This is a genomic window from Photobacterium sp. GB-50 (genome assembly GCF_003026755.1).
Classification (GTDB): Bacteria; Pseudomonadota; Gammaproteobacteria; order Enterobacterales; family Vibrionaceae; genus Photobacterium.
Map to the genome: position 1 here is coordinate 1 of NZ_PYNX01000032.1, position 25,766 is coordinate 25,766.

Genomic DNA, 25,766 nt, shown 5'->3' on the forward strand with positions numbered 1-25,766 from the left:
GTTAGTTGTCTTTTATCTGTTTTTCTCATATTTTTATAATGTTATTTATGACGCAGTGTTTCCAATTAAGCAATTGGTCGTACATGATAAACAAAGTGAATGAACGTTTATTTTATATAACACCCGTTACATGTACCAAATTTGAAAGGTCGCTTAGGCGGCCTTTTTTGTATCAACACTCCTCTGCCCCATACCACTCCCCTTCAACACCACATTGATATAAACGTCCCATCCATGTCATTTGCATCGTTAGGGCTTTGCCGCTTTCTTTCTCGAACGTGATCCAATCTACTGTCGCTAGGCTGTTGTTAAAATCAGGATGGCCATCTTGTTTATCAATACGGATTGTTGCGTAGCTGCCATGGCGATCAATATGCTTAACACGCTAATGGTGATGATTGATTCAAGTAAGGTAAATCCTTTAATTTTCATTATATTAAATCCATTTTACGTAAGTTATGTAAATTGCATAAGTTACGTAACTTAAATCAGTTTAAAGCGGTTGGCTTTCCACTCGGCGGCATCAATTAATCCGTTATCGTAATAGCCACCCCAATCGAAAAATAACGGGCTAAAACTACCGCTTCCTGTTATGTGGCTAACTCCAATACAGGCAATAATCATTACTACTGAAATATCTGTTACTTTGGATTTAATTGAGTTCGCGCTGGATTTTGAGGTAGTTACTTAGAGAAAAAGAGAAGTTAGGGTGTAGTAGGGCGACAATAGCGAGGGTGGTGAAGGAGAGTTAGGGGTGGTGTGTTGTTCGTGAATACACGGAAAGACCGCTCATCAAGGCGGTCTTTTTATCTGCTATAGCAATTCATTCGAATGGTTGCACCATCGGCAATGTAGCTAAGTAAGGCTTTGCACTTATCTATAATATTTTGGCTTTTGCTCTTATTAAGAAGCTGAGTCAACGATTGAGTTAATCCGGCAGATTCATATTGTTCTAATGAAATGATCACCGCACTCGGTAATTTCTGATTGTCATTGCAATACGCTTTTACGGAGACTTTCTTTGGCGAACTTCTGTGATTACTGATCTCAACGATAATATTTTCTGTCATTTCTTTACCCTCGAAATAGATGAGTTAACAAAAAGCTAGCGTTGTTAAGCGGTTAGGTTTTTCGTTAAGTCGTTATTCGTTATAAAAAAGGCTGGGTTCTCCCAGCCTTTTTATAGCTGTTGCTAATTACATGCGTGCTTTAAAGATCGCTACGATTTCTTCTAGGCTCGCTTTGCGTGGGTTAGTTAAAGAACATGCATCGTTTAGGGCGTTTTGCGCCATGAACGCTAGCTTGTCTTCAGTCACACCCAAATCAGCTAGGCGTTGCTTAGTACCCACTTTTTCAGAGAGTGCATCAATCGCTTCAAGGGCTGCATTTACTGCTTGCTCTTGGGTCATTGCTGCTGTGTCGATACCCATTGCTTTAGCAATATCAACAAAACGCTCAGGTACTTGTTTGGCATTAAAGCGTGAAACTTCTGCCAATAGGATCGCGTTACATAGGCCGTGTGCCAGGTCGTAAACACCACCTAATTGGTGCGCCATTGAGTGAACGTAACCTAAAGATGCATTTGAAAATGCCATCCCAGCAAGGTACTCGCCGTACTGCATTGCATCACGTGCTTCGCGGTTTTGACCGTCGTTAACAGCGGTTTCTAGGTTGTTTACAATCAGCTCAATCGCTTTAATGGCTGATGCATCAGTGATTGGTGTTGCAGCTGTTGAAACATAGGCTTCAACGGCGTGTGTTAATGCATCCATACCGGTTGCAGCAGTTAAGAACTTAGGCATTGCGACCATTAGCTCTGAATCGTTCACTGCAATAATTGGCGTGAAGTGCTTATCAACCACAGGATATTTGGTTTCATCTTCTTGGTTAGTGATGATCGCAAATACGGTCATTTCTGAAGCAGTACCTGCTGTTGTGTTCACGGTTACCAATGGAAGCTGTGGCTTTTTAGAAAGGTGTACACCTTTCGAGTAATCACGAATGTGACCACCGTTCGCTGCCACAAGTGCGATACCTTTAGCAGTATCGTGTGAAGAACCACCACCGAATGAAATCACAAAATCAGAATGGCTGCTTGCAAGTAACGCGAGGCCATCTTCAATGTTTTTCTCAGTTGGGTTAGGTTGCACACCATCGTAAATAGTGTAATCAAGGCCGTGCGCAGTAAGCTCGTCAGTTAGTTTGCTCACTAAACCCACTTCAACTAATACACTGTCTGTCACGATTAGGGCTTTTTTCAGCTCTTTTGACGCAAGTTCAGCACCTAAAGATTGAATAGCATTAGGACCCATTAGTGTTACAGGTGGCATGTAGAATACATTGCTCATAATGAAGCTCCGATAATATTTAAGAATTTATGTTGGCTTATCGCATGTGCCATAAGCCGCAATTTTTTACAGAGTGTGAATAGCAAAGTGAGTGTTACCGGCACCGAATCGTTATGGTTGTTGTTGGTGTCGATGCCGACATCTTCTCATTTACTGAAATATAAACAATAGGGTTAAAAGTAAATTACTATTACGTATAGGTAATAATAGGAATGGGCGTATTGTTTACAGTGCTCAGCGGCTTATTTATCAGCAGCAGACAGTAGCTTTTCAGCAAAAGTAAGTTGTGATGCTGATTGTGTGAATACCACACCTGAGTGTGAACGCTCTGCAGTACCTTGTTTTTGGTAGTGACCTGCATTCATAGTGCTAGCCGCTGCTTTTTGAAATTGAACATTACCTGTGAACGCACCATCTTTAGCTGAAGCGTTGTAAGACATAGCGATGATAGCGGCTGCGATAGTTGCTTTAATAACTGTTTTCATGAGTAATAAAACCTTGTGTATTTATGTTTGTGAACGCGTTGTGCGTTTCGATGGATGTATTATTAATAATTACACTAAAAACAACAATACGATAAAAACGCAAAAGATTATTACCAAGTGGTAATAGTTAGATCGGTAGGCATAAGATAAAGGTAAGAAAAGAAGGGAGAGCAAAAGCGAAAGGTAAGTACCGTGGGCGCCGTGTGAATAAATCTCTGCATCAAGATAGTCGGGAGTAGTTGAGCCTTGGGCGGAGTTACTCAGAGATACAGCAGAAGTTAGGGTGTAGTAGGGCAACGATAGTGAGAGAGGGTAAATTACAGGTATAAAAAATGCCGGCCTTAGCCAGCATTTTTTTATTTATCCGTAAGGATAAATTAGATAGCTACAACGTTTGCAGCTTGAAGACCTTTTTGGCCTTGCTCTACTTCAAAAGACACTTTTTGGCCTTCAGCAAGAGTTTTGAAACCTTCAGAAGCGATAGCACGGAAGTGAACGAATACGTCAGCACCGCCGTTGTCTTGAGTAATGAAACCAAAACCTTTCTCTTCGTTAAACCATTTTACTAAACCAGTAGTTTTGTTAGACATGTTATGCCCCTTATATATGTGATTAATTAACCGCTAAAATGCGATGTGCTAAGTGGTTAAATTATTAATGATACTGCCAAAACAAGGGAAACACTGAAGTACAAAACGAAAACGTTGATGTAGCTGAAGGTTTAACTGTGACTTGGTGCCGCATTTAATAACTCTCTAAACAACAGAGCGAGATGGATAATAACAGGTGTTTACTTTTTGTACAGTCTTTTTTGTCGATATAGTCAAAATAGATTATTGATAGTGCTGTGAGGACAAGAAAAAGAAGGGTTTTACATAATATTTATTAAAAAGCACTGAGCTTCTCTTTTTAGAATGCTTTGAAATAAAGGTATATGACAATGGTGTAAGTAAGTTCTCGCTTTCACTTTATTGCTTCTGCTTTGGCTTAACTACGTTTTAATGTAGAATCCGCTTTCTTCAGAATATCCCTCAAGCTACATCAGTTAAGCATTTAGCGATCGTATCTTTTAGATACTACGTAATGAGGGGAGTAAGATTCTGAATTTAAACGTAAAGCAATCCAAATAGGGTATTTATATGACAAATGTTGTAGACGAGACAATGAAAAATAACTTGTCAACTCAAAGTGTTACAGGCGATTTTCCAATGCAGCGTTTTTCTGTCGCACCGATGCTGGATTGGACTGATCGTCATTGTCGTTACTTTCACCGTTTAATGAGTAAAGAAGCATTGTTGTATACCGAGATGGTGACAACAGGCGCGATTATTCACGGTAAGGGCGATTTCTTAGCGTATAACGAAGAAGAGCATCCATTGGCGCTTCAACTGGGTGGCTCAAACCCAATTGATTTGGCGCGTTGTGCTAAGTTAGCGCAAGAGCGTGGCTATGATGAAATTAACCTAAACGTGGGCTGCCCATCTGATCGCGTACAAAACGGGATGTTTGGTGCTTGTCTAATGGGTGAAGCCGAGTTGGTAGCGCAGTGTGTCACTGCGATGCGCGATGTCGTTGATATTCCTGTGACGGTAAAAACCCGTATTGGTATTGATGATCAAGATTCTTACGAGTTTTTAAAAGATTTTATCCACGTGGTATCTGAGAAAGGCGGTTGTGATAATTTCACTATCCACGCCCGTAAAGCATGGCTAAGTGGTTTAAGCCCGAAAGAGAACCGTGAAATTCCGCCACTAGACTACCCACGCGTTTACCAACTAAAGCAAGACTTTGCGCATTTAACCATGGCAATCAATGGTGGCATTAAAACGTTTGAAGAAATGGAAGAACACCTGAAACATATGGATGGTGTGATGGTCGGTCGTGAAGCGTACCAAAGCCCATACTTAATGGCGGAAGTGGATCAACGTTTATTTGGTAGTGAACGCCCTGTAATGAAGCGTCGTGAAGTGGTTGAAGCTATGTATCCATACATTGAAAAGCAACTCGCTAACGGTTCTTACTTGGGACATATTACACGCCATATGCTGGGTTTATTCCAAAGTATGCCGGGTGCACGTCAGTGGCGTCGACATATCAGTGAGAATGCTCACAAACCGGGTGCTGGTATTGAAGTTGTTCAGCAGGCGTTAGATAAAATTCCTGCGCACTTAGATGTTTAATTGCTAAATTGTTGTTGGCGAGATTCACGATAAATAAGTGAATTTGGCTAATACAGAGAGAAAAGGCTAATCCGTATGGGTTGGCCTTTTTTGTATCTAATTGAAAATTAAGAGATAAATTTTTATATCATTTGGCGTGATTTGTGCAATTACATCTAATATTGATATTGAATAGGATCGCTTTCAACATGCTCTGTCGGTTTATATTGTGAACTTGATAGAAAAGCTTATCGTTGAAAGGTAATACTGGGTTAAGGAGAGGGTTATGTTTGAGTTTCTATTTTTGCTGACGTTTGCATTCGTGTTAGTTTTTACGGGTGTGAGTATTATTGGCATGATGATAGCCGTTGCGGCTGGTTTTGCGATCATGGCTGTGGTTGGCATGTTGGGTTTAGTGATTAAGTTATTACCATGGATCGTGTTAATTGCTATTGCGATTTGGTTGGTGAGAGATAACAAAAAAGTACAAGAATACAAAGATCGTCTATCTCGTACACGTCGTTATTAATCCACTGATAAATATATTCAAATGAAACACTATCAACAAAATAATAGTGAGTAATTTTGGGTAAATTTAGTTAAAAAATATCATCAAAATAGATAAGAGCAGTGTTTTTTTAGGGTTTCTGTTATAGTTTCGCCGTTTAAAATTATTAATGATGAAGAGCGGAGACTCGACATGAAAAAAGTAATGCTTTCAGTAGCAGCGGCAATGGCAATGACTGCTGCTATTCCAGCACAGGCAGATACCCTTTTAGGTGTTAAAGTAGGCGCAGATGCATGGTTTGCAAATGCGAAAGTTGATGGCCATAAAAGCGATGATACATCAGCATCTTACTACGCATCTTTTGAACACTTCATTCCTTTAGTTCCTAACTTTATGGTTCGTTACAACAATATCGATGCAGATAATGTTGCATTTGAACAAAGTGATTTTACAGCGTACTACGAAATTCTAGATAATGATCTAGTGTCTTTAGATCTTGGTTTAACAATGACTAAGTTCGGTGGCGTTAAAATTCAAAACGATGATAGCTTCAGCGATTGGCAGCCAACTATTTACGGTAATGCGGAAATCGGTATTCCAGCAACACCATTAACAGTATTTGCTCAAGCAAACGCGGGTAAATATGATGGTACTCGTTTATTTGACGGACAAGCTGGTGTGAAATACACAATCGGTTTAGTGGCGGCAGATCTAAACATCCGTGGTGGTTACCGCATGATGGATTACGATTTCGATAAAGCGAAGAATGCTGGCGATGTTGATCTAAATGGTTGGTTCGCAGGTGTTGAAGTCGATTTCTAAGTCTTCTTAAGCTAACGAATTAATAAAAACCACGACAATGTCGTGGTTTTTTTATTGGCTGTTTCTAGGTTTTTGTACCATTTTTAAGTGTATACATTCCATCTTTTATGTTGAGCTAATAAAAGTGACAAAGGATAGGGAGTAAGGTTATGACACTGACTGAGCTACAACACCTTTATGTTAGCCAAGAATTGGTTGAGGCTGTGGTTGAGCCTTCAATTGGTGATGGTTATATCGTTGAATTTCGTCACCGTCGAGGTGGCTTGGTTCCTTTAACTGACGGGGCTGGCAGTGAACGTTGCTATCGTGATATTGATAGCGCAACTCAACAAGCTTTTGAAGTTGGATTTAATCAAGTTAGAATAGCTGATGAATACTAAAACCGATCATATTTCCTACCAGTAAAGGCGAGATAATCCTTATTGTTTGACGGCAACATAACGATTATTTCGCATTCACTTTTTTCTTAACCTTTAAAAAGGTTATAAAACATTCTTATCTATTCTTTCTTGTTATTACATGAAATGGCTAATCTAACAGTACGCAATGAATAGGGATCGTCGTGTCATGTTAGTGAAGGAATTATCGGCTTTAGCCAGTCCACTTAATGATCAGCAAATAGATCAACTGAAGCAAGCAGCGGCAGAATCATCGCCACAACAGCTTGCGTGGATCAGTGGCTACTTTTGGGGATTAAGCCAAACCCAGTCTCAATCAGCTGCAGAACCTGCAGCCCAAAATAATGTACTGGCTGCCGCAAAACCAGCCGGTAAACTCACCATCATTTATGCCTCGCAAACCGGTAATGCCAAAGGTGTTGCTGAAGCGTTAAAAGAAGAAGCACAAGCGGCTGATATTGCTGTTCAAGTGTTTTCTGCCGGCGACTATAAAGGTAAAAACCTCGCTAAGGAAACCCACGTGATTATCGTGGCATCAACCCATGGCGAAGGTGAAGCACCTGATGATGCTATTGAATTACATGAATTTTTACAATCAAAGAAAGCCCCTAAACTGGCAGATCTTAACTATGCCGTGATTGGTTTAGGTGATTCAAGTTATGAGTTTTTCTGTCAAACAGCGAAAGACTTTGATAACTACTTAGCGAAACTTGGCGCGCAGCCAATGCTTGAACGTTTAGATTGTGACGTTGACTATGAAGCACCTGCTGCTGAATGGCGTACGCAAGCATTAGCTAAAACCAAAGAAACTTTATCAACGGGTGAAGCTGAAGTTGTTCAACTGCCTGTTGGTCAAAAGCCTGCCGCTGTTTCTGCATACAATAAACAGAACCCTTACACCGCGAGTTTATTGGTAAGTCAAAAAATCACAGGCCGTGATTCAGGTAAAGATGTTCGCCATATTGAAATCGATTTAGAAGATTCAGGCTTAACGTATCAAGCGGGTGATGCACTCGGTGTGTGGTTTGAAAATGACCCACATTTAGTGGATGCCATTTTAGCGAAACTTGGCTTAGACGCGGATACCTCTGTTGATGTTGATGGTGCTGCATTAAGTTTACGTGATGCGTTGATTAGCAAATATGAAATTACTGCATCAAATCCACAGTTTGTGACCAAATACGCTGAGTTATCGGGTAGTAAAAAGCTTGAAAAGCTGGTGGCAGATCGTGAAAAACTACGTGAGTATTCTGCGAAAACACAAATTATTGATGTATTAGCAGAAAAGAAAACAGCATTAACTGCAGAGCAATTAATCGGTCTACTTCGTCGTTTAACACCACGTTTATATTCTATTGCTTCAAGCCAAGAAGAAGTGGGTGAAGAAGTTCACTTAACTGTTGGGGTGGTTGAATACGCGCAAGGTGAAGAACAACGTCAAGGCGGCGCATCAAGCTTCTTAGCCCAGCGTTTAGAAGAAGGCGCTGAAGTTAAAGTCTTTGTTGAAACTAACAATAACTTTAAGTTACCAGCTGATGATAATACCCCAGTGATCATGGTGGGGCCGGGTACTGGTATTGCCCCATTCCGCGCCTTTGTTCAAGAGCGTGATAACCGTGAAGCACAAGGTAAAAACTGGTTATTCTTTGGCGACCGTACCTTTACAGAAGATTTCTTATACCAAGTTGAATGGCAAAAATACTTAAAAGATGGGGTTGTTAATCAGATTGATGTGGCATTTAGCCGCGACCAAGCTGAGAAAGTTTACGTTCAGCACCGAATCTTAGAACAAGCTGCGCAAGTATGGCAGTGGCTGCAAGACGGCGCGCATGTTTATGTGTGTGGTGATGCTAATCAAATGGCAAAAGATGTTCATCAAGCGCTGATCACAGTGATTGAGCAACAAGGGAATAAAACGCGCGAGCAGGCTGAGCAGTATCTTAACGATCTGCGTAAGGATAAGCGCTATCAAAGGGATGTGTACTAATGACAGATCAAAAATTATCAGATAACGAACGTCTAAAGCGCGAGAGTAATTTTCTTCGCGGAACTATTGAGCAGGATCTTGGCGATCGTATGACCGGTGGTTTTACTGCAGATAACTTCCAGTTGATCCGTTTCCACGGTATGTATCAGCAAGATGATCGTGATATCCGTGCAGAGCGCGCAAAGCAAAAACTCGAACCACTGCATAACGTGATGTTACGTGCGCGTATGCCTGGCGGTATTATTACCCCTAAGCAGTGGTTAGCGATTGATAAGTTTGCCGATGAGCATACTTCTTATGGCAGTATTCGCTTAACTACCCGTCAGACGTTCCAGTTCCACGGTGTACTAAAACCTAATATCAAGCTGATGCACCAAACGCTAAACAGTATTGGTATCGATTCAATTGCGACAGCGGGTGATGTTAACCGAAACGTTCTATGTACGACTAATCCAGTAGAATCAGAGCTTCACCAAGAAGCATATGAGTGGGCGAAAAAGATCAGTGAACACTTGCTACCTAAAACCCGTGCCTATGCGGAAATTTGGTTAGACGGTGAAAAGCTAGAAACGACAGATGAAGAGCCAATTTTAGGTAGCAATTACCTACCGCGTAAATTTAAAACCACGGTTGTGATCCCACCTCAAAATGATGTGGACGTACATGCCAACGATCTTAACTTTGTTGCGATTGCAGACAACGGCAAGTTAGTGGGCTTCAACGTACTAGTGGGTGGCGGCTTGGCAATGACTCACGGCGATCATTCCACTTACCCTCGTCGTGCCGATGACTTTGGCTTTATTCCACTAGAGAAAACGTTAGATGTTGCAGCGGCAGTGGTAACAACACAGCGTGATTGGGGTAACCGTTCAAATCGTAAGAATGCAAAAACTAAGTACACGTTAGATCGTGTAGGTAGTGATGTATTTAAAGCGGAAGTTGAAAAACGTGCGGGTGTGAAGTTTGAAGACAGTCGACCTTATGAGTTTACCGATCGTGGTGATCGCATTGGTTGGGTTGAAGGTATCGACGGCAAGCATCACCTCGCATTGTTTATTGAAAATGGACGTTTGTTGGATTACCCAAACAAGCCTTTAAAAACCGGTGTTGCTGAAATTGCCAAAGTACACCAAGGCGATTTCCGTATGACGGCTAACCAAAACTTAATTGTTGCGGGTGTGTTAGCAAAAGACAAAGACAAGATCGAAAAGATCGCGCGCGATCATGGTTTGATTGATGACGGTGTTAGCGAGCAGCGTAAAAACTCAATGGCCTGTGTTTCATTGCCAACTTGTCCATTAGCGATGGCGGAAGCAGAGCGTTTCTTACCTGAATTTGTTACCGATGTTGAAGGCATTCTAGAAAAACACGGCTTAGACGATGATGAAAACATCATTCTTCGTGTCACGGGATGTCCAAATGGCTGTGGTCGTGCGATGTTGGCGGAAATTGGCCTCGTAGGTAAAGCGCCGGGTCGTTATAACTTACATTTAGGCGGTAACCGTAACGGAACACGTGTACCTAAGATGTACCGTGAAAATATTACTGTTGCGCAGATCATGGATGAAATTGATAGCTTAGTGGGCCGTTGGTCTACAGAGCGTCAAGAAAGTGAAGACTTTGGTGATTTCACTATTCGCGCAGGCATTATTGATGAAGTAAAAGTATCAAAGAGAGATTTTTATGGCTAAATTTCAACTGGCTGAGTTACTTGAGCTGCCTAAAGTGAGTCAAATTATTCAGCTGGCTGAAATCAATGCCGCGCTGGAGGATATGACGGCAGAGCAGCGAGTAAGCTGGGCTATCGACAACCTTGAAGGTGGGTTTGCATTAGCATCAAGTTTTGGTATTCAATCTGCTGTGATGTTGCATTTAGTCACAACAGTAAAGCCTGATATTCCTGTGGTATTAACCGATACGGGGTATTTATTTCCTGAAACGTATCAGTTTATTGATAGCTTAACCAAACGATTAGATCTTAATCTTCATGTCTACAGCGCAAAACAAAGCGCCGCATGGCAAGAAGCACGTTATGGTCAACTGTGGTTACAAGGGGTTGATGGTATTAAGCAATATAATTTGCTGAACAAAGTTGAGCCGATGCGTCGAGCATTAGATGAACTGCAAGTGAAAACATGGTTTTCTGGGCTCCGTCGTGAACAATCAAGCTCACGTGCAACATTACCGGTATTAGCGATCCAGAATGGACGCTTTAAGTTCCTGCCATTAATTGATTGGAGTAATGAGCAAATCGATCTGTATTTACAACAGCATGATTTGCCTTATCACCCATTAAAAGCGCAAGACTATCTTTCTGTCGGTGATGTCCATACGACAGTTAAGTGGCAACCGGGGATGAAAGAAGAAGAAACGCGATTCTTTGGTCTAAAACGTGAGTGTGGTTTACACGAAGACAGCGATACAGAAGCGGATGGTTCAGGAATTTAACCGATAGCAAATCAGAACTAGTGTAATAGAAAAGGGCGAGATCGATGATCTCGCCCTTTTATTTTGTCGATGCTTTGAGCAATAACAAGTTATTTTTTGGCAGCAGGTGCAGCTGGTGCCCAAATATTAGAAAGTGCGCCAAGGAGTTCATTACTTGCGCCTTGCTCACCTAAAAATTGCGTAACAACAGGCACGAATTGGTTAACCATTTCAGGTTTCATGCCTAATAAAGAAAAGACTTTATCGATATTTTCTTTACTGCCTAATAGCTGGCCTAAACCGAGTGGTAATGAGTCAGTTAGCTTTTCTGCGCCAGGAATTAATTGAGTTAACTCTTTACCTTGTGGGCCTGTTAGCTCACTGGTTGCCATTGCCAGTAATGCACCTGCACCGCCTGCTGCTTGATCTGGCTTTACGCCAAGATCAGACACGAGTGCTTTGGTTAATGGGTTTTCTGCAATCTGGGTAGCAACTTGTTCACTTTTTTCTCCCCCAAAAGCACTTGCGACATCAGATAGGCTGAATGCATGGCTCATTGCACTTGATGATAATAAAGCAACGGCGGTAAGTGTAGTTAAGATATGACGCTTTTCCATGGGGTTCTCCTTAATTAACTATTATCTATCCTAGTGTAGATATTTATTTTTGTAATACATTTTATTGATAAAACACGAAACCTGATGATTTAACTAGTAGGGTTTATTAGTTTGAGAGAATGGAGCGTATTTTTTAACCATAAAAAAACGGCGCCGGGGCGCCGTTTTTAAGAAGAGAGCAATATCTTATAGGATATCTAGTAGCTCAACTTCAAATACAAGTGCTGCATATGGAGGAATTGCAGCACCTGCGCCGCGCTCACCGTATGCTAGGTTTTGTGGAATAGAAAGTTTCCACTTAGAACCTACAGGCATCATTTGTAGTGCTTCAACCCAACCAGCGATAACGCCAGTTACTGGGAATTCTGCTGGTTGACCACGAGAAACAGAGCTGTCAAAAACAGTGCCGTCTGTTAGCATACCGTGGTAATGAACACGTACTTGCTTGTCAGAAGTTGGGATTTCGCCATTACCTTCAACGAGTACTTCGTATTGAAGACCAGAATCAGTTACTGTAACTTCTGCACGCTTTGCGTTTTCAGCTAGGAATGCTTCGCCTTCAGCAGCAGCTAGTTTAGCCTGCTCTTGACGTGCAGCGTCTGCTGCAGTGTGAAGTTCACGTAGTGCATTGTTGATTTCATCAACTTCGATTTCTGGCATTTCGCCAGCAAGAGAAGCTGCGATACCTTTCGCAATTGCTGCTACGTTTAGGCCTTCAAGACCGCTTTGTGCTAGTTGTTGGCCCATTTGTAGACCAATACCATAACTTGCTTTAGTCTCAACTGTATCTAGTTTAACGTCAGACATTATCGTCATCTCTTAATGTTGAATGAATTAAAGCAAGCAGGATAACAGTTTCGCCCCTCATGGGTAAACTCATGGGTAAATATTTGTAATCATTATTCGCAAATTGCGTGACATATGAAGCTCTGGAGTGCTGTATATGGGACAGGCCAATCGCCGTTCGAGAACAAAACATGCGTCAAAACGATCATCAGTCAATTTTAGTTTGTCAGGGCTCTTTGACAAATGTCGTCAGATTAAAGCCGGAATTGGCCATACATGGTCACATTTTCCTCGTTTTCATCGCTGGGCATTGATGATCCTTGTGCCTATTTTTGTCGCTGTATTAATGTTGCCGACAACGAATCAATTAGAACAAGAGCAAAGTGCAGACAGTGGTGTTCGTCGTAGTATTTCTCTTAACCTTGGCGGTTCTACGAGCACGACTCAACCGGTAGGGCAAACGGGAACGACATCATCTAATACTGGTGTGAGTAAGCGTACAGATATTGTTTTAGATACGGCAGATATTCGTGAAGACAGTAAGATGAAAGCGGTTGGAGGAACGGAAGATACTGGTCCGGCACCTGAAAAGAAACCGATGATTCAGAAAATTTATCCGTTAGATGGCGGTAAGGCGTACACCGTTGATCTGTCAAAAGAAGCGGCGGTGGTAACCAAAGCGACTGATGAACCGATTACAACGAATACAACCAATACAACAACGACAGCAAACACGGCCAAGGTTGCATCAAGCGATGCAGGGCAATGGGTCAGTTATAAAGTTCCAGCCGGTGAAACCTTAGCGAACGTGTTTAGAGATCGCTCGTTACCATTATCGGATTTATATAAAATTGCCAATATTGAAGGTGCGGGTAAGCCGATCAGTAATGTACAGGCCGGTCAAACGCTAATGTATCGTGTAAATAGTAATGGCCAAATAGATGGTTTGAAGATTGAAGGTAATGGTATTTCAGCAGCTTATTACCGTAGCAGTAATGGTAGCTATTATCGTAAATAACCAGTGATGAAATAAATATGAAAAAGCCCACTTATTTGCTTTTAACTAGAAAGAGAGGCTTAAGTGGGCTTTTTTGTTTTTTCTTTTTATGCGTTACCGCAGAGGTTACTATTTGATCACTGTATGTCGATCTGAGTGGTGAATTTTTTTCGTTTAGGTCTTGGCATCATAGGTAGAACGATCAATAAAATACCGATAAGCGTTAAGGTATCTAAACTTTCGTTAAACCAAATCCAACCAAAGAAGGCGACAAAAATAAGCCCTGAATATTCTGCTAACCCAATTTTATGGGTTTCACTTTGGCGATATGCCAATACCACACACCCTTGATAGCCTAAGGTAAATAGCGCACTTGCAGCAATAAGCCCAAGGTTTTCAAGTGAGATCGGTTGCCAGAAGTACCATGCCAAAGGGGTCGCCACAGGCAGTGATAATACACTTGTCCAAAAGAGCGTGGATGATACGGTTTGTGATTGTGGCAATTTACGTACTAATACATTGTAGAGCGCCAATGTAGTTGCAGTACCCAGTGCGGCAATCGCAGCCCAGTGAAATTGGGTAGGGCGTAAAACAATTAAAATTCCGATAAATCCAATCGCTGTCGCAACGACTTTCCCTTTTGTGGGGTACTCACCTAATAGCACTATTGAAAGTGGGATCATCAATAAGGGCGCGGCATAAAATAAGGCATTGGCCGTCGCGAGGGGCAAATATGTCAGCGCCACTAACAACATTGAACTCCCCGCTAATACTAAATACGCACGGATGGTATTGATCTTCCAACTACCGACCTCACGTTGCTGTTTGGGCTGGGACAACCAAAAAGGCAAAATAATAATTAAGCTTATTACTTGGCGAAGAAACATGTATTGCAAGGGATGGACTTCGCCATTGAGTAATTTAACTGCGACATCAGACAGAGAAGCGGATAAATTACCGAATATCAGTAATAGGATCCCCAATGACACAGCAGTTTGCTTCATTAGTTATCGCCTTGTGTTAGCACCATATCAACATGTGGAATGCCGTCTTCAAGGTACATATCAGAGGTTTGTTTAAAACCGTATTGAGAGTAAAAGCCGATCAAGTGCTCTTGCGCTCCAATCTCGATGGTCGCATTAGGCCAAATACGCGTGGCGTTTTCGAGTCCTTGTTTGAGCAGTTGATGACCTATACCGCTGCCTCGTGTTTCTTGTGCCGTAACAACTCGACCAATACTGACATTGTCGTAAGTGAGTCCTGCACTGAGTAGGCGAAGGTAGGCGATCAGTTTGCCATCTTGATAGCCTAATAAATGGTAAACATCATCAGCACGATCGTTATCATCAAGATCAGGGTAAACACAGTCTTGCTCTACCACAAAAATGTCAGCGCGTAGCTTTAGTGCATCATAAAGCTGGTGGGTCGTCAGTTGTGCAAAAGAAAGGCATTGCCAAGTAATCATCACGTGTTCTCTTTTTCTGTGATAGTCAAAGTTACCTTCATAGTAACCTGCGTTTTTCACGGCCTCATTAACCATTGTTAATATCGTTTCATTATTGTGGTTCGCTTTGTCTTTTTTTTATTCGGCTGAGGCTGATCGGGGTGATTCCAAGGTATGAGGCAATTTGATAGTCCGTGAGTTTAACGTTGAGCTCGGCAAAGCTTTGGGTGAATAATTGATATCGTTCTTCTGGGCTGTACATCAACATGAAGCGTTCTTTGTTTTCCTTAAATACTAACTGACGTTCTAATAAGTGTTGATATAGCGCTACCCCTTGTGAACGCCATGTTTCAATTAGCTCAATCGGTAGGGCAATGAGCTCGCTAGCGGACAAGGTTTCTAATAGAAAAGGCGAAGGTGATTGAGTGATCAGTGCTTCAAAGCCAATCAAAGTATCTTGATCCCAATAGAACTCTTTACTGAATTGCTTACCACTGTCAGTGAGATAGCAAGCATGGCAAATCCCATTAAGTAAAAAGTAGAACTGCTCTGCTTGTTGCCCTTGATGAAGCAGTATGTGACGAGTGGGTAACGCTAATACTTGTGCTTGGCTTAATGCTTCATCAATCGTGGTTTGCTCGGCACCAAATTGTTGAAGAAATTCGGCGAGTTGAGAAAGTTGTGCGGAAGGCTTCATGATGACTCACTTTTTAATCATAAAAAAATACCGCAGACCAGCTGCGGTATCTAGCTTACTTTATTGCGACGATTATTTCGCGTGTTGTAAATCCAATTGGTAAATCGCAAAGCCAGTTGGCGTTGTTTCAACTTGGGTCATTGGGTACTGACCTTTGTCTTTAATAAACTTCGCCGCTTTTTCGCTATTGGCTGTTTCAAAGCGAATATCTAACTTCTTATCACTTTTCAGTGGCGTGAAGTGCCAGTTGTTATCCGCACTTGGCACCACTTGGCCTTTTTCTTTACTTACACGGCTAATGTAGTCAGAAAGAACGGTACGGTTTTCATCGGGTGCAGCAAAGGCAACAAACTTCTCACCAGTACCAGCAAATTTACCACTGTAAGCACGGTAGTTATTGGTTGCGATGATGAATTTCTGATCGTCTTTTACTGCTTTGCCGTTAAAGCTAAGATCTTTAATACGACTTGCCGTTGGGTTAATAACTTTACATTCACCATCGTATTTCGCAGGTTGTGAAATATCGATGTTGTAAGTGACGCCATCAATAACATCAAAGTTATAAGTACGGAAACCATCCCAGTTGATCAAGCCTTGTGGCTTATCACTGTTAACATCAATTTGATTAAATTGGCCAGCAGAACATTCCAGCCATTCTTTCACTTCTTTACCTGTTACTTTCATGGCAACAAGGGTATTTGGATACAAGTATAAGTCAGCCGCGTTACGGAAAGTCAGTTGACCTGATTCAACTTCTGTAAAGTTGGTTGCATCGTTACCACGACCGCCAGCTTTAAATGGTGCGGCTGCTGAAAGTACTGGAATACCATCGAGATCGGGATCGCCTTGAATAAAGCGTTCAACATAATCTTTTTGTGCAAGGTTTACGATTTGCACGGTTGGATCGTCTTGTACCAGTGCTAAGTAGCTGTACATAACGTCACTTGCTTTACCAATTGGTTGATTAACGAAATCACGGGTAGCATTGTGATCAACTTTAACCGCCGCTACTAATTTAGGATCAGCATCAACAATTGGCTTTTGCGTTGCTTTATCAAAAATAGGGCGAGCTTCGGTTTGTGCTGAGGTGACTTTCCAGCTGTTCCCCTCTTTATCTAATACTAAATCCATGATGCCAACATGATCGCCCCAGCGTCCCGGCATGACTGCTGGAATACCATTAATGGTCCCTTTTTCGATATCAGCACCTGGTAGGTTTGCAAACTCTTTGCTTGGGAAAACCGCGTGTGAGTGACCGAATGCAATCGCGTCAATACCTTCAACTTGCGTTAAATAGTATACCGAGTTTTCAGCACCCACTTTATGTGGATCGGTTGAAACGCCTGAGTGTGGGATAGCGACAATAATATCAGCGCCTTCTGCTTTCATTTGTGGAATGAATTTCTCAGCCGTTTGCTTAATATCTTTGGCTTCTACCTTACCCTCGAGGTTCTTCTTATCCCACACCATGATTTGTGGCGGAACAAAACCGATATAACCAATCTTCACTTGTTGGTCATTACCGTTGTTATCTTTAAATGTGTATTCCTTGATCAGATAAGGAGAGAATAAGTTCTTACCTGTTTTTAAGTCGTAGACGTTTGCATTGATGTAAGGGAAGTCAGCACCTTCAATGCTGGTATCAAGGAAATCTAAGCCATAGTTGAATTCGTGGTTACCAATATTACCAACATCGTAATCAAGTTGGTTCATGACTTTATAAACAGGGTGAACTTCACCATGCTTGATCCCTTTTGCTGCCATGTAGTCACCCATCGGGCTACCTTGCAGTAAATCACCGTTATCAACTAAGACACTATTGGTGACTTCGCCACGAGCCTTTTCTACTAACGTTGCAGTACGTACTAAGCCTGTTTTCTCGGTTGGCGCATCTTTGTAGTAATCATAATCCATTACATTAGTATGGATATCCGTGGTTTCTAAAATACGTAGTTTGATGGTGTCTGCTGTTGCAGGACCTGCGAGCGTAAGTAAACCGCCTAATATCGCGATTGATAAAGGCTTAGCTGATAACTTCATGAATATCTCCAAACGGGTAGGCAAAGAAAGCAAGCGTAAGGTATCAAATGTACTGAGAAAGGCTGTTATCTGTGTCGCACTATCGTGCTCTCCATCTCGTTTTTTTTGATCAATTGTTAGCGAGATCGAAAATTAGGCCGTTATTTCTCGTATTAATAGAAGAGTGATTCGTCATAACCTAGACATAAAAGGCATAACATAAGCTTTTATTTGCTGTGTTGCTCCCTATCGTTCGCCTTAATCGTGAGATTTATAACTATATAATGCATTGTATATAGTGTAATTCGCTAAATCTTGTCATTAAGTGTTGTCGGCATGTTGTGGCTAAACTTTTTGGAATAAAAAATGAAATTTTAGAATTTCAAGTAATATCAAGCCCCCTCTATAGTGCATCTAGGGATAAAAAGAGGGCTAATGATGGATTACTTGCCAATTTTTGCAGATTTAAAGCGTCGACCATGTCTGGTTGTCGGTGGTGGTGATAGCGCGTGGCGTAAAACCCGTATGCTATTAAAAGCAGGCGCAGATGTTCGTGTTATTGCACCACGTTTAAATGCTGACTTTACTGCTGCATTAGCTTCTCAACAGATCAAATTGGTCGGAGAACATTTTTCACCATCAGATCTTGATGGTATTTTCTTAGCCATTGCCGCGACAGAGCGTAAAGCGATTAATGCTCTGGTCTATCAATCGGCCAATCAACGCCAAGTATTAGTCAATGTCGTTGATGATACTCAGCGCTGCAGTTTTATTATTCCCTCTATTGTTGATCGTTCACCCATCATTGTCGCGATCTCGTCATCAGGTCAGGCGCCGGTACTCGCCCGTTTATTACGTGAAAAGCTTGAAGCGTTATTACCACAACACTTAGGACGTATGGCAACGATTGCGGGTAACTTCCGTCAGCGTTTATCACAAACCGTCTCTTCTTTTTCTGCTCGTCGTTATTTCTGGGAGCAGGCCTTTAACGGACGTTTTGGTGACTTAGTGGCATCGGGGCGTGAGCAAGAGGCTGAGCAAGAGCTGGTGGCATTAACCCAACAAGCACCACCGCAAGGACAAGTTGCATTAATTGGCGCAGGTCCAGGTGATGCGGGCTTATTGACCCTTCGTGCATTACAACTGATGCAGCAAGCTGATGTCGTGCTGTATGACTACTTGGTGTCTGATGAAGTGATGGATTTAGTCCGCCGTGATGCCGAATTAGTATGCGTGGGTAAAAAAGCCGGTTTTCATAGTGTCCCTCAAGAAGAAACGAATCGATTAATTGTTCACTACGCCCAGCAAGGCAAGCGAGTGGTGCGATTAAAAGGTGGCGACCCATTTGTGTTTGGTCGTGGTGGTGAAGAGCTTGAAGTGCTCTTTGATGCTGATATTCCATTCCAAGTTGTACCGGGTATTACAGCAGCAGCTGGTGCTACAGCCTATGCGGGCATTCCATTAACTCACCGTGATTACGCCCAAACCGCCATGTTTGTTACGGGGCATCTCAAGCCTGATGGCGATACTTTGGATTGGTCAACACTCGCACGTGGAAAGCAAACCTTAGTGATTTATATGGGCTTGATGAAATCGAGTCATATTCAGCAACAGTTGTTAGAGCACGGTCGTGGTGCTGATACCCCTATCGCCATTATTGAGCGTGGTACCCAGAAAACCCAAAAAGTTTTAAAAGGTCAGCTAAGCGAGCTGGCTGAATTAGCAAAACATGCTGCTTCTCCATCGCTGATAGTAGTAGGAGAGGTAGTTAATCTATCGACGAAATTAGATTGGTTCACAAAACAGGAACAGTCGCTACAGCAGCAAGATGCGGTAGTTAAGCTGGCATAGTATGGAGAGAGAGATGGACCCGAAACGTTTAACCCACCTCAAGCAGTTAGAAGCGGAAAGTATCCACATTATCCGTGAAGTAGCGGCTGAGTTTGATAATCCGGTAATGATGTATTCTATCGGTAAAGATTCATCGGTGATGTTACACCTAGCACGTAAAGCATTTTATCCGGGGAAGATCCCGTTCCCATTGCTGCACGTTGATACCGATTGGAAATTCCGCGAGATGATCGATTTCCGTGATCGCACCGCAGAAAAGTATGGCTTTGATTTATTGGTACATAAGAACCCTGAAGGTCTCGCAATGGGCGTTGGCCCATTCACGCACGGTTCGTCAAAGCACACCGATATTATGAAAACTCAGGGTTTAAAGCAGGCACTGGATAAGTATGGTTTTGATGCCGCTTTTGGTGGCGCACGTCGTGATGAAGAAAAATCACGTGCAAAAGAGCGTGTTTATTCATTCCGTGACAAGAACCACACCTGGGATCCGAAAAATCAGCGTCCTGAGTTATGGAAGACTTACAACGGTCAAATCAACAAGGGTGAGAGCATTCGTGTTTTCCCACTTTCAAACTGGACTGAGCTTGATATCTGGCAATACATCTATTTAGAGGGTATCGAGATTGTTCCACTGTACCTATCTGAAGTACGTCCTGTGGTTGATCGTGACGGCATGTTGATCATGGTTGATGATGAGCGTATGGATCTTCAACCGGGTGAGAAAATCGAGCAAAAGAGTGTGCGCTTTAGAACCTTAGGTTGTTACCCACTAACGGGAGCGATTGAATCTACAGCCGATACACTACCGGGCATTATTGAAGAAATGCTGGTGGCAACATCGAGTGAACGACAAGGTCGAGCGATTGACCATGATCAGTCGGGTTCAATGGAATTGAAAAAACGCCAAGGTTACTTCTAAGGAGAGAATAATGAATAGCGTGATTGAACAACAGGTCGCTGAGCTCGGTATCGAAGCTTATCTTGACCAACACCATAATAAATCTCTACTGCGATTTTTAACCTGTGGCTCAGTAGATGACGGTAAAAGTACTTTAATTGGTCGACTACTGCATGACTCTCACCAAATTTATGAAGATCAATTAGCGGCAATTCATACCGACAGTCAAAAAGTCGGTACAACAGGCGATAAGCCTGACCTAGCGTTATTGGTTGATGGATTGCAAGCTGAGCGTGAGCAAGGGATCACGATTGATGTTGCTTACCGTTATTTCTCAACCAAAGCACGTAAGTTCATCATTGCTGATACCCCAGGGCATGAGCAGTATACCCGTAACATGGCAACAGGTGCATCGACCTGTGATGTCGCGGTGATCTTGATTGATGCGCGTAAAGGCGTATTAGATCAAACTCGTCGTCACTCTTACATTGCAAGTCTATTGGGTATTCGTCACTTTATTGTTGCGATTAACAAAATGGACTTAGTGGGGTTTGACCAAGCGCGTTTTGAGTCAATCCGTGAAGAATATTTAGCGTTCTCGAAAAAACTGAACAGTGATATCAACATTAGCTTAGTGCCGTTATCAGCATTAGAAGGGGATAACGTTGTTGGCCTTAGCGATCAAACGCCTTGGTATGACGGTGATTCATTACTGACCTTGCTTGAAAAAGTGGATCTTACTCAAGGTCAGGCGTCGACAGAGCTACGTTTCCCTGTGCAATATGTGAATCGTCCAAACCTTGATTTTCGTGGTTTCGCTGGCACATTAGCCTCAGGTGAATTACGAGTGGGGCAAAAAGTACGTGCGTTACCATCGGGTAAAACCTCGACCGTTGATCGCATCGTAACATTTGATGGTGATTTGGAGGTTGCAACACCAGGCTTAGCAGTAACCGTTACCTTGGCTGATGAAATTGATATTAGCCGTGGTGATACGTTAGTGGCTGCTGATGAAACAGTGCCTCTGAGTAATAATTTACTTGCTGATATTGTTTGGATGGGCGAGTCAGCGTTAGAAACAGGTCGCCAGTACGACATTAAAGTTGCGGGTAAGAAAACGGTTGGTAGTGTTGATGCCATTCGTCACCAAGTTGATATTAATAACCTTGAAACGTTTGAAACTGATGCTTTACCGCTTAATGGTATTGGCTTATGTGAAGTGAGCTTAAATGAAGCCATTGCCGTTGATAGCTATCAAGCATGTAAAGATACTGGCGGCTTTATCATTATTGATCGCTTAACGAATGTGACGGTTGGTGCGGGTATGGTACGTGAAGCATTAGATGCTAAACAAAATACTGCGCAATACTCAGCATTTGAAGTTGAATTAAATGCCCTGATCCGCAAGCACTTTCCACACTGGGATGCTAAAGATCTTAGCAAGTTGCTAGGGTAACTCTATGGGATGGGAGCAAGCGATTGTCTTAGCTATGTTGGTGGTGATTATTCTCTGCTTACTGGCAACCAAAATAAAACCGCCTTACTTATTTGCAGGTGCGGCATTTATTGGTTATCAGTCTGGAATGATCGATTTACCGACATTGGCTGGCAATTTCACTAATTCGTCATTACTGACATTAGTGTTGTTGATCCTTGTTTCCATTGCTTTAGAAAAAACACGGTTGATTAGTTGGGTTGGGCGTCAAATATCACAGGGCGGCCAAACGGCTGTGGTCACAAAACTCGGCTTATCAACCGCATTATTATCATCTTTTACGAATAACACAGCGGTTGTCGTGTCATTAATCGGTGCGATTAAGCGTAACCAACGCCACGCACCATCTAAATTATTATTACCGTTGTCGTATACCGCTATTTTAGGTGGAACGTTAACGTTAATAGGTACATCGACGAACTTAATCATAAATAGTTTCGTTGAAGATGCGGGTCTGCCTAGTTTAGGCTTTTTCGCACCAAGTATGATTGGTTTAGCGGTATTAGTTGTTGGCTTAGTTATTCTTATCCCGCTTAGTCATCTATTACCCAGTTATGATGATCATGCTGATGATCAATTGCCTTATTTCCTTGAAGCACGTGTAGAAGCTAAATCCCCATTAGTAGGAAAAACCGTTGCCGAAAATGGTTTGCGTGCCCTACGCCGTTTATTTCTAGCTGAGTTGATCCGTGACGGTCAAACTATTGCACCTGTATGTCCTGATACTAAGTTGCAGGCAGGCGATACCTTATTATTTTGTGGTGATGTCGAAAGTGTAACCACACTTCAAGAAATTCCAGGTTTAAACCTTTTTGGTCAGCATCACCTAAATGGCCAATCGATGATGGAAGTCATCATCAGCCACTCGGCAGGAATTCGTGGCAAAACCTTAAAAAGTACCCGTTTTAGAGAAAATTTTGATGCTGTCGTTGTGGCGATACGTCGTGGTCATGAACGTCTTGCTGGTGGACTCGGTAATATCGAACTGCATGCTGGCGATACATTAGTTATCGTGCCGGGTAAAAAATTCCAACAAAAGAAAGCCACCTTAGATCGTGAATTTGTCTTGGTGAATGGTCTTGATTCAAGTGCTCGCTTAGATAACACCAAAAGTGCAGCTGTACTGATGGGATTTCTGACTGTTATTGGTCTCGCTTTATTGGATGTATTACCGATCATTAAAGGGTTGGCCATTTATCTTTTCGTTATGGTCGCAGTAGGCATTATTTCATTTGCAGAATTACGCCGCCGTTTTCCTATCGATATCGTTGTGATTGTCGGCTCGGCTTTAACCTTGGCTAAATTGATGATCACAACAGGGTTATCTGAGCGAATGGGTGAAGCTTTGATTGAAGCATTTAATGGCTGGGGAATTTATGGGGCATTAATTGCGGTTTACTTACTGACACTCGTGTTAACAGAGTTAGTCACGAATAATGCTGCAGCTGCTTTGTCTTTTCCTATCGGTTATAGCCTAGCATTAGCTTATAACGTTGATCCTATGCCTTTTATTATGGCAGTACTGTTTGGCGCCAGTGCGAGCTTTATCTCACCCTATGGTTATCAAACTAACTTATTAGTCTATAGCGTAGGTAACTATAAGCTGAGAGATTATGTTCGGATTGGATTACCAATATCGATAGTGTATTCAATCGTTGTATTAACCCTGATCCCACTGTTATTCCCTTTTTAATAAATAGACAACGGAGTGTGTTATGACAATCACGCCACAAGCGCATGATGATAACGAGAATATTGTTTGGCATCGTCATACCGTAACCAAAGAATTACGTGCAACACAAAAGAATCAGAAAGCGAGTGTGTTGTGGTTTACAGGCCTAAGCGGCGCAGGAAAATCAACAGTAGCTGGCGCATTAGAAAATAAACTGGCTGAAATGGGTTATCACACCTATTTACTTGATGGTGACAATGTTCGTCATGGTTTATGTCGTGATCTTGGTTTCTCTGCGGAAGATCGCCGTGAAAATATTCGACGTATTGGTGAAGTCGCGACATTAATGGCTGATGCCGGGCTAATCGTACTTAGTGCTTTTATTTCACCACATCGAGAAGAGCGTCAGTTAGTGAGAGATTTACTGCCTGAAGGTGAGTTTATTGAGGTATTTGTTGATACTCCTCTTGCTGAGTGTGAAAAACGTGATCCGAAAGGCTTGTATAAAAAAGCGCGAGCAGGTGAAATCAAACAATTTACAGGTATTGATTCTGAATACCAACCGCCGTTATCGCCTGAGCTCCATTTAGCGGCAGGTAGTAATGCAATAGATAAGCTGGTGGAACAATGTGTTGAACATTTAAAGTCAAAACAGATCATCAGCTAATAAATGAAGGAGAAAGGGATTGGCAATGTTACTCGACGAAATATATAGCATCGCGTTAGAGGCGGGTGCTGCCATTATGGCTCGTTACCATGGTCAAGTTCAGATCACGCAAAAATCAGATAGCAGCCCTGTCACAGATGCCGATCTTGCCGCTAATGAACTTATCGTTACCAAACTACAACAGCTAACACCAGAGATCCCTATTCTTTCAGAAGAGTCCGCACATACAGATTGGCATCAACGACAAAATTGGGACACATTTTGGTTAGTTGATCCATTAGATGGCACTAAAGAGTTTATTCGCAAAAATGGTGAGTTCACGGTTAACATTGCTTTAATAAAAGAAGGACGTCCTGTTTTAGGTGTGGTGTATGCGCCTGCATTAGAAAAAGCATGGTTAGGTGATGGTGATAAGGCGTGGTTAGAAACCAAAGCCGGTCGTGAGCCTATTCGTGTACGAGCAGCAACAGTACCAACGATTGTTGGTAGTCGCTCTCATCCTTCCCCAGAGTTAGATCACTACTTAGAACAAATCGGTGAGCACAAGATGACGGAAGTTGGTTCATCATTAAAGTTCTGTTTAGTCGCAGAAGGTCGAGCGCAACGTTACCCGCGTTTAGGACCCACAATGATGTGGGATACCGCTGCTGGCCAGTGTGTAGCTGAGAGTGCTGGGGCTATAGTACTCGATTTAGAAGGGCAACCATTAAACTATCATCGCGAGCAATTACTGAATCCATCTTTTATTGTTTCAATAAAAGACTAATCTTATTAAATAACGATAAGGCATATGAGTTACCTCATATGCCTTTTTTGTTTTTAAACAGAAGAAAACGTATCGTTTTGTACGAAAAGTGTTATTTTTGGGGTTTATCGTTGTTTTTATTGTCATTCGGTTTGAATTCTCAATTTTGTTATTGCTATCTCTAAGCTTATCCCTATAATGCTGCTCCATCGACAGGGAATACGGATGGTTAGTAAGTTATTTACAACCTGTGTATAACTTGTAGGTAAGCGGTTTATAAAAAAAACTAATTTAAAACTTAGCTAAACAGTGTTTTTTAAATTGGGTAAATCGTAGTCTTAATGCTGAAATCTTGTCTCAATCTTAAAAAGATAAGGAAGTATGCTTTAAGTTAAGTGTGGCAAGGGTTTTGAAAATTAATTTTAAAATAATTGTTGACTTAAATTGAGCGCGGTGTAGTATACGCAGCCTCAGCCAACACGATGTGTTGCGCTAACGTTCTTTAACAATTTGACCATGCAATCTGTGTGGGCACTCGTTGAAAAGTTAAGTCGAAAGATTTATCAATGATACTAGTGACCAATACAAATAACTCATCTCTTTATAGAGAAGGATTATTTGGCACAGTCAATTCAAATATCCTAACTAGCTTCTAGTTAGCGGTATTTTAACAGTATTCATTGAGCCGGTCGAAAGACCACAAAAACTTTAATTGAAGAGTTTGATCATGGCTCAGATTGA

General features: G+C 42.0%; 25 protein-coding genes. 14 read left to right on the plus strand and 11 right to left on the minus strand.

From position 1 onward, the window contains the following. Window positions 1–297: 297 nt before the first annotated feature. From C9J41_RS22195 to C9J41_RS20925, 5 genes are all read right to left on the minus strand, one after another. Window positions 298–432, minus strand: coding sequence for a prepilin-type N-terminal cleavage/methylation domain-containing protein (locus tag C9J41_RS22195; protein WP_107208031.1), 135 nt, complete (start codon window positions 430–432; stop codon window positions 298–300). Window positions 433–806: 374 nt separating this feature from the next. Then, a complete protein-coding gene (locus C9J41_RS20905) occupies window positions 807–1,070 on the minus strand; it encodes a hypothetical protein (protein WP_107208032.1) in 264 nt (87 codons plus the stop codon). Window positions 1,071–1,196: 126 nt separating this feature from the next. After that, the gene (locus C9J41_RS20910; protein ID WP_005372756.1) at window positions 1,197–2,348 is read right to left on the minus strand and encodes an iron-containing alcohol dehydrogenase; all 1,152 of its coding nucleotides are present in this window, start codon (window positions 2,346–2,348) and stop codon (window positions 1,197–1,199) included. A gap of 242 nt (window positions 2,349–2,590) precedes the next feature. Beyond that, entirely contained in the window at window positions 2,591–2,833 is a 243-nt protein-coding gene (locus C9J41_RS20915; RefSeq protein ID WP_045154030.1) for a hypothetical protein, read from the minus strand. Between the two features lie 377 nt (window positions 2,834–3,210). Beyond that, window positions 3,211–3,423, minus strand: a complete 213-nt coding sequence (locus tag C9J41_RS20925; protein WP_006647715.1) for a cold-shock protein — start codon at window positions 3,421–3,423, stop codon at window positions 3,211–3,213. A 573-nt stretch (window positions 3,424–3,996) separates the two neighbouring features. Between C9J41_RS20925 and dusA the strand changes: the two genes are divergently transcribed. From dusA to C9J41_RS20960, 7 genes are all read left to right on the plus strand, one after another. Continuing rightward, entirely contained in the window at window positions 3,997–5,013 is a 1,017-nt protein-coding gene (gene dusA, locus C9J41_RS20930; RefSeq protein ID WP_086000659.1) for a tRNA dihydrouridine(20/20a) synthase DusA, read from the plus strand. A gap of 265 nt (window positions 5,014–5,278) precedes the next feature. Beyond that, entirely contained in the window at window positions 5,279–5,521 is a 243-nt protein-coding gene (pspG, locus tag C9J41_RS20935; RefSeq protein WP_045129268.1) for an envelope stress response protein PspG, read from the plus strand. Between the two features lie 171 nt (window positions 5,522–5,692). Then, window positions 5,693–6,322: a TIGR04219 family outer membrane beta-barrel protein gene (locus tag C9J41_RS20940; protein ID WP_107208037.1), complete on the plus strand. Its 630-nt coding sequence runs from the start codon at window positions 5,693–5,695 to the stop codon at window positions 6,320–6,322. A 149-nt stretch (window positions 6,323–6,471) separates the two neighbouring features. Then, window positions 6,472–6,702 (plus strand): thymidylate kinase, encoded by a 231-nt coding sequence (locus tag C9J41_RS20945; protein ID WP_107208038.1) that lies wholly within the window; start codon window positions 6,472–6,474, stop codon window positions 6,700–6,702. A gap of 187 nt (window positions 6,703–6,889) precedes the next feature. Next, window positions 6,890–8,707 (plus strand): assimilatory sulfite reductase (NADPH) flavoprotein subunit, encoded by a 1,818-nt coding sequence (locus C9J41_RS20950; RefSeq protein WP_107294978.1) that lies wholly within the window; start codon window positions 6,890–6,892, stop codon window positions 8,705–8,707. After that, window positions 8,707–10,398 carry an assimilatory sulfite reductase (NADPH) hemoprotein subunit gene (gene cysI, locus C9J41_RS20955; RefSeq protein ID WP_107208040.1) on the plus strand — a complete coding sequence of 564 codons (1,692 nt, stop codon included), beginning with the start codon at window positions 8,707–8,709 and terminating at the stop codon, window positions 10,396–10,398. The genes C9J41_RS20950 and cysI overlap by 1 nt, the downstream gene beginning before the upstream one ends. Continuing rightward, window positions 10,391–11,155: a phosphoadenylyl-sulfate reductase gene (locus C9J41_RS20960; protein WP_107208041.1), complete on the plus strand. Its 765-nt coding sequence runs from the start codon at window positions 10,391–10,393 to the stop codon at window positions 11,153–11,155. Before cysI ends, C9J41_RS20960 begins: the two co-directional genes overlap by 8 nt. A gap of 89 nt (window positions 11,156–11,244) precedes the next feature. On the opposite strand, the gene C9J41_RS20965 is transcribed toward C9J41_RS20960, so the two are convergent. After that, on the minus strand, window positions 11,245–11,751 hold the full coding sequence (locus tag C9J41_RS20965) for a DUF2780 domain-containing protein (RefSeq protein ID WP_107208042.1): 507 nt from the start codon (window positions 11,749–11,751) through the stop codon (window positions 11,245–11,247). Between the two features lie 186 nt (window positions 11,752–11,937). Next, on the minus strand, window positions 11,938–12,558 hold the full coding sequence (locus tag C9J41_RS20970) for an FKBP-type peptidyl-prolyl cis-trans isomerase (RefSeq protein WP_005372738.1): 621 nt from the start codon (window positions 12,556–12,558) through the stop codon (window positions 11,938–11,940). A 136-nt stretch (window positions 12,559–12,694) separates the two neighbouring features. Here C9J41_RS20970 and C9J41_RS20975 point away from each other — a divergent pair, with 136 nt between their 5' ends. Next, window positions 12,695–13,555 (plus strand): LysM-like peptidoglycan-binding domain-containing protein, encoded by an 861-nt coding sequence (locus C9J41_RS20975; protein WP_233217821.1) that lies wholly within the window; start codon window positions 12,695–12,697, stop codon window positions 13,553–13,555. A gap of 116 nt (window positions 13,556–13,671) precedes the next feature. On the opposite strand, the gene C9J41_RS20980 is transcribed toward C9J41_RS20975, so the two are convergent. The 4 genes from C9J41_RS20980 to C9J41_RS20995 all read right to left on the minus strand — a co-directional run bounded on the left by C9J41_RS20980 (window position 13,672) and on the right by C9J41_RS20995 (window position 17,715). Then, window positions 13,672–14,538 carry a DMT family transporter gene (locus tag C9J41_RS20980; RefSeq protein ID WP_107208043.1) on the minus strand — a complete coding sequence of 289 codons (867 nt, stop codon included), beginning with the start codon at window positions 14,536–14,538 and terminating at the stop codon, window positions 13,672–13,674. Beyond that, window positions 14,538–14,999, minus strand: coding sequence for a GNAT family N-acetyltransferase (locus C9J41_RS20985; protein WP_107208054.1), 462 nt, complete (start codon window positions 14,997–14,999; stop codon window positions 14,538–14,540). Before C9J41_RS20985 ends, C9J41_RS20980 begins: the two co-directional genes overlap by 1 nt. Before the next feature lie 91 nt (window positions 15,000–15,090). Beyond that, window positions 15,091–15,675 (minus strand): Crp/Fnr family transcriptional regulator, encoded by a 585-nt coding sequence (locus C9J41_RS20990; protein WP_107208044.1) that lies wholly within the window; start codon window positions 15,673–15,675, stop codon window positions 15,091–15,093. Between the two features lie 72 nt (window positions 15,676–15,747). Beyond that, window positions 15,748–17,715, minus strand: a complete 1,968-nt coding sequence (locus tag C9J41_RS20995) for a bifunctional 2',3'-cyclic-nucleotide 2'-phosphodiesterase/3'-nucleotidase (protein WP_107262069.1) — start codon at window positions 17,713–17,715, stop codon at window positions 15,748–15,750. 417 nt (window positions 17,716–18,132) lie between these two features. On the opposite strand from C9J41_RS20995, the gene cysG reads away from it, so the two are divergent. The 6 genes from cysG to cysQ are packed head-to-tail and all read left to right on the plus strand — an operon-like array spanning window position 18,133 to window position 25,046. After that, a complete protein-coding gene (gene cysG / locus C9J41_RS21000; RefSeq protein ID WP_107208046.1) occupies window positions 18,133–19,545 on the plus strand; it encodes a siroheme synthase CysG in 1,413 nt (470 codons plus the stop codon). 13 nt (window positions 19,546–19,558) lie between these two features. Continuing rightward, window positions 19,559–20,467: a sulfate adenylyltransferase subunit CysD gene (cysD, locus tag C9J41_RS21005; protein ID WP_107247342.1), complete on the plus strand. Its 909-nt coding sequence runs from the start codon at window positions 19,559–19,561 to the stop codon at window positions 20,465–20,467. A 10-nt stretch (window positions 20,468–20,477) separates the two neighbouring features. Continuing rightward, a complete protein-coding gene (cysN, locus tag C9J41_RS21010; RefSeq protein WP_107262067.1) occupies window positions 20,478–21,902 on the plus strand; it encodes a sulfate adenylyltransferase subunit CysN in 1,425 nt (474 codons plus the stop codon). A 4-nt stretch (window positions 21,903–21,906) separates the two neighbouring features. Beyond that, window positions 21,907–23,634: an SLC13 family permease gene (locus C9J41_RS21015; protein ID WP_107208048.1), complete on the plus strand. Its 1,728-nt coding sequence runs from the start codon at window positions 21,907–21,909 to the stop codon at window positions 23,632–23,634. Window positions 23,635–23,656: 22 nt separating this feature from the next. Continuing rightward, window positions 23,657–24,280, plus strand: coding sequence for an adenylyl-sulfate kinase (cysC, locus tag C9J41_RS21020; RefSeq protein ID WP_107208049.1), 624 nt, complete (start codon window positions 23,657–23,659; stop codon window positions 24,278–24,280). Window positions 24,281–24,305: 25 nt separating this feature from the next. Then, a complete protein-coding gene (cysQ, locus tag C9J41_RS21025) occupies window positions 24,306–25,046 on the plus strand; it encodes a 3'(2'),5'-bisphosphate nucleotidase CysQ (RefSeq protein ID WP_199187180.1) in 741 nt (246 codons plus the stop codon). Window positions 25,047–25,766 lie beyond the last annotated feature (720 nt).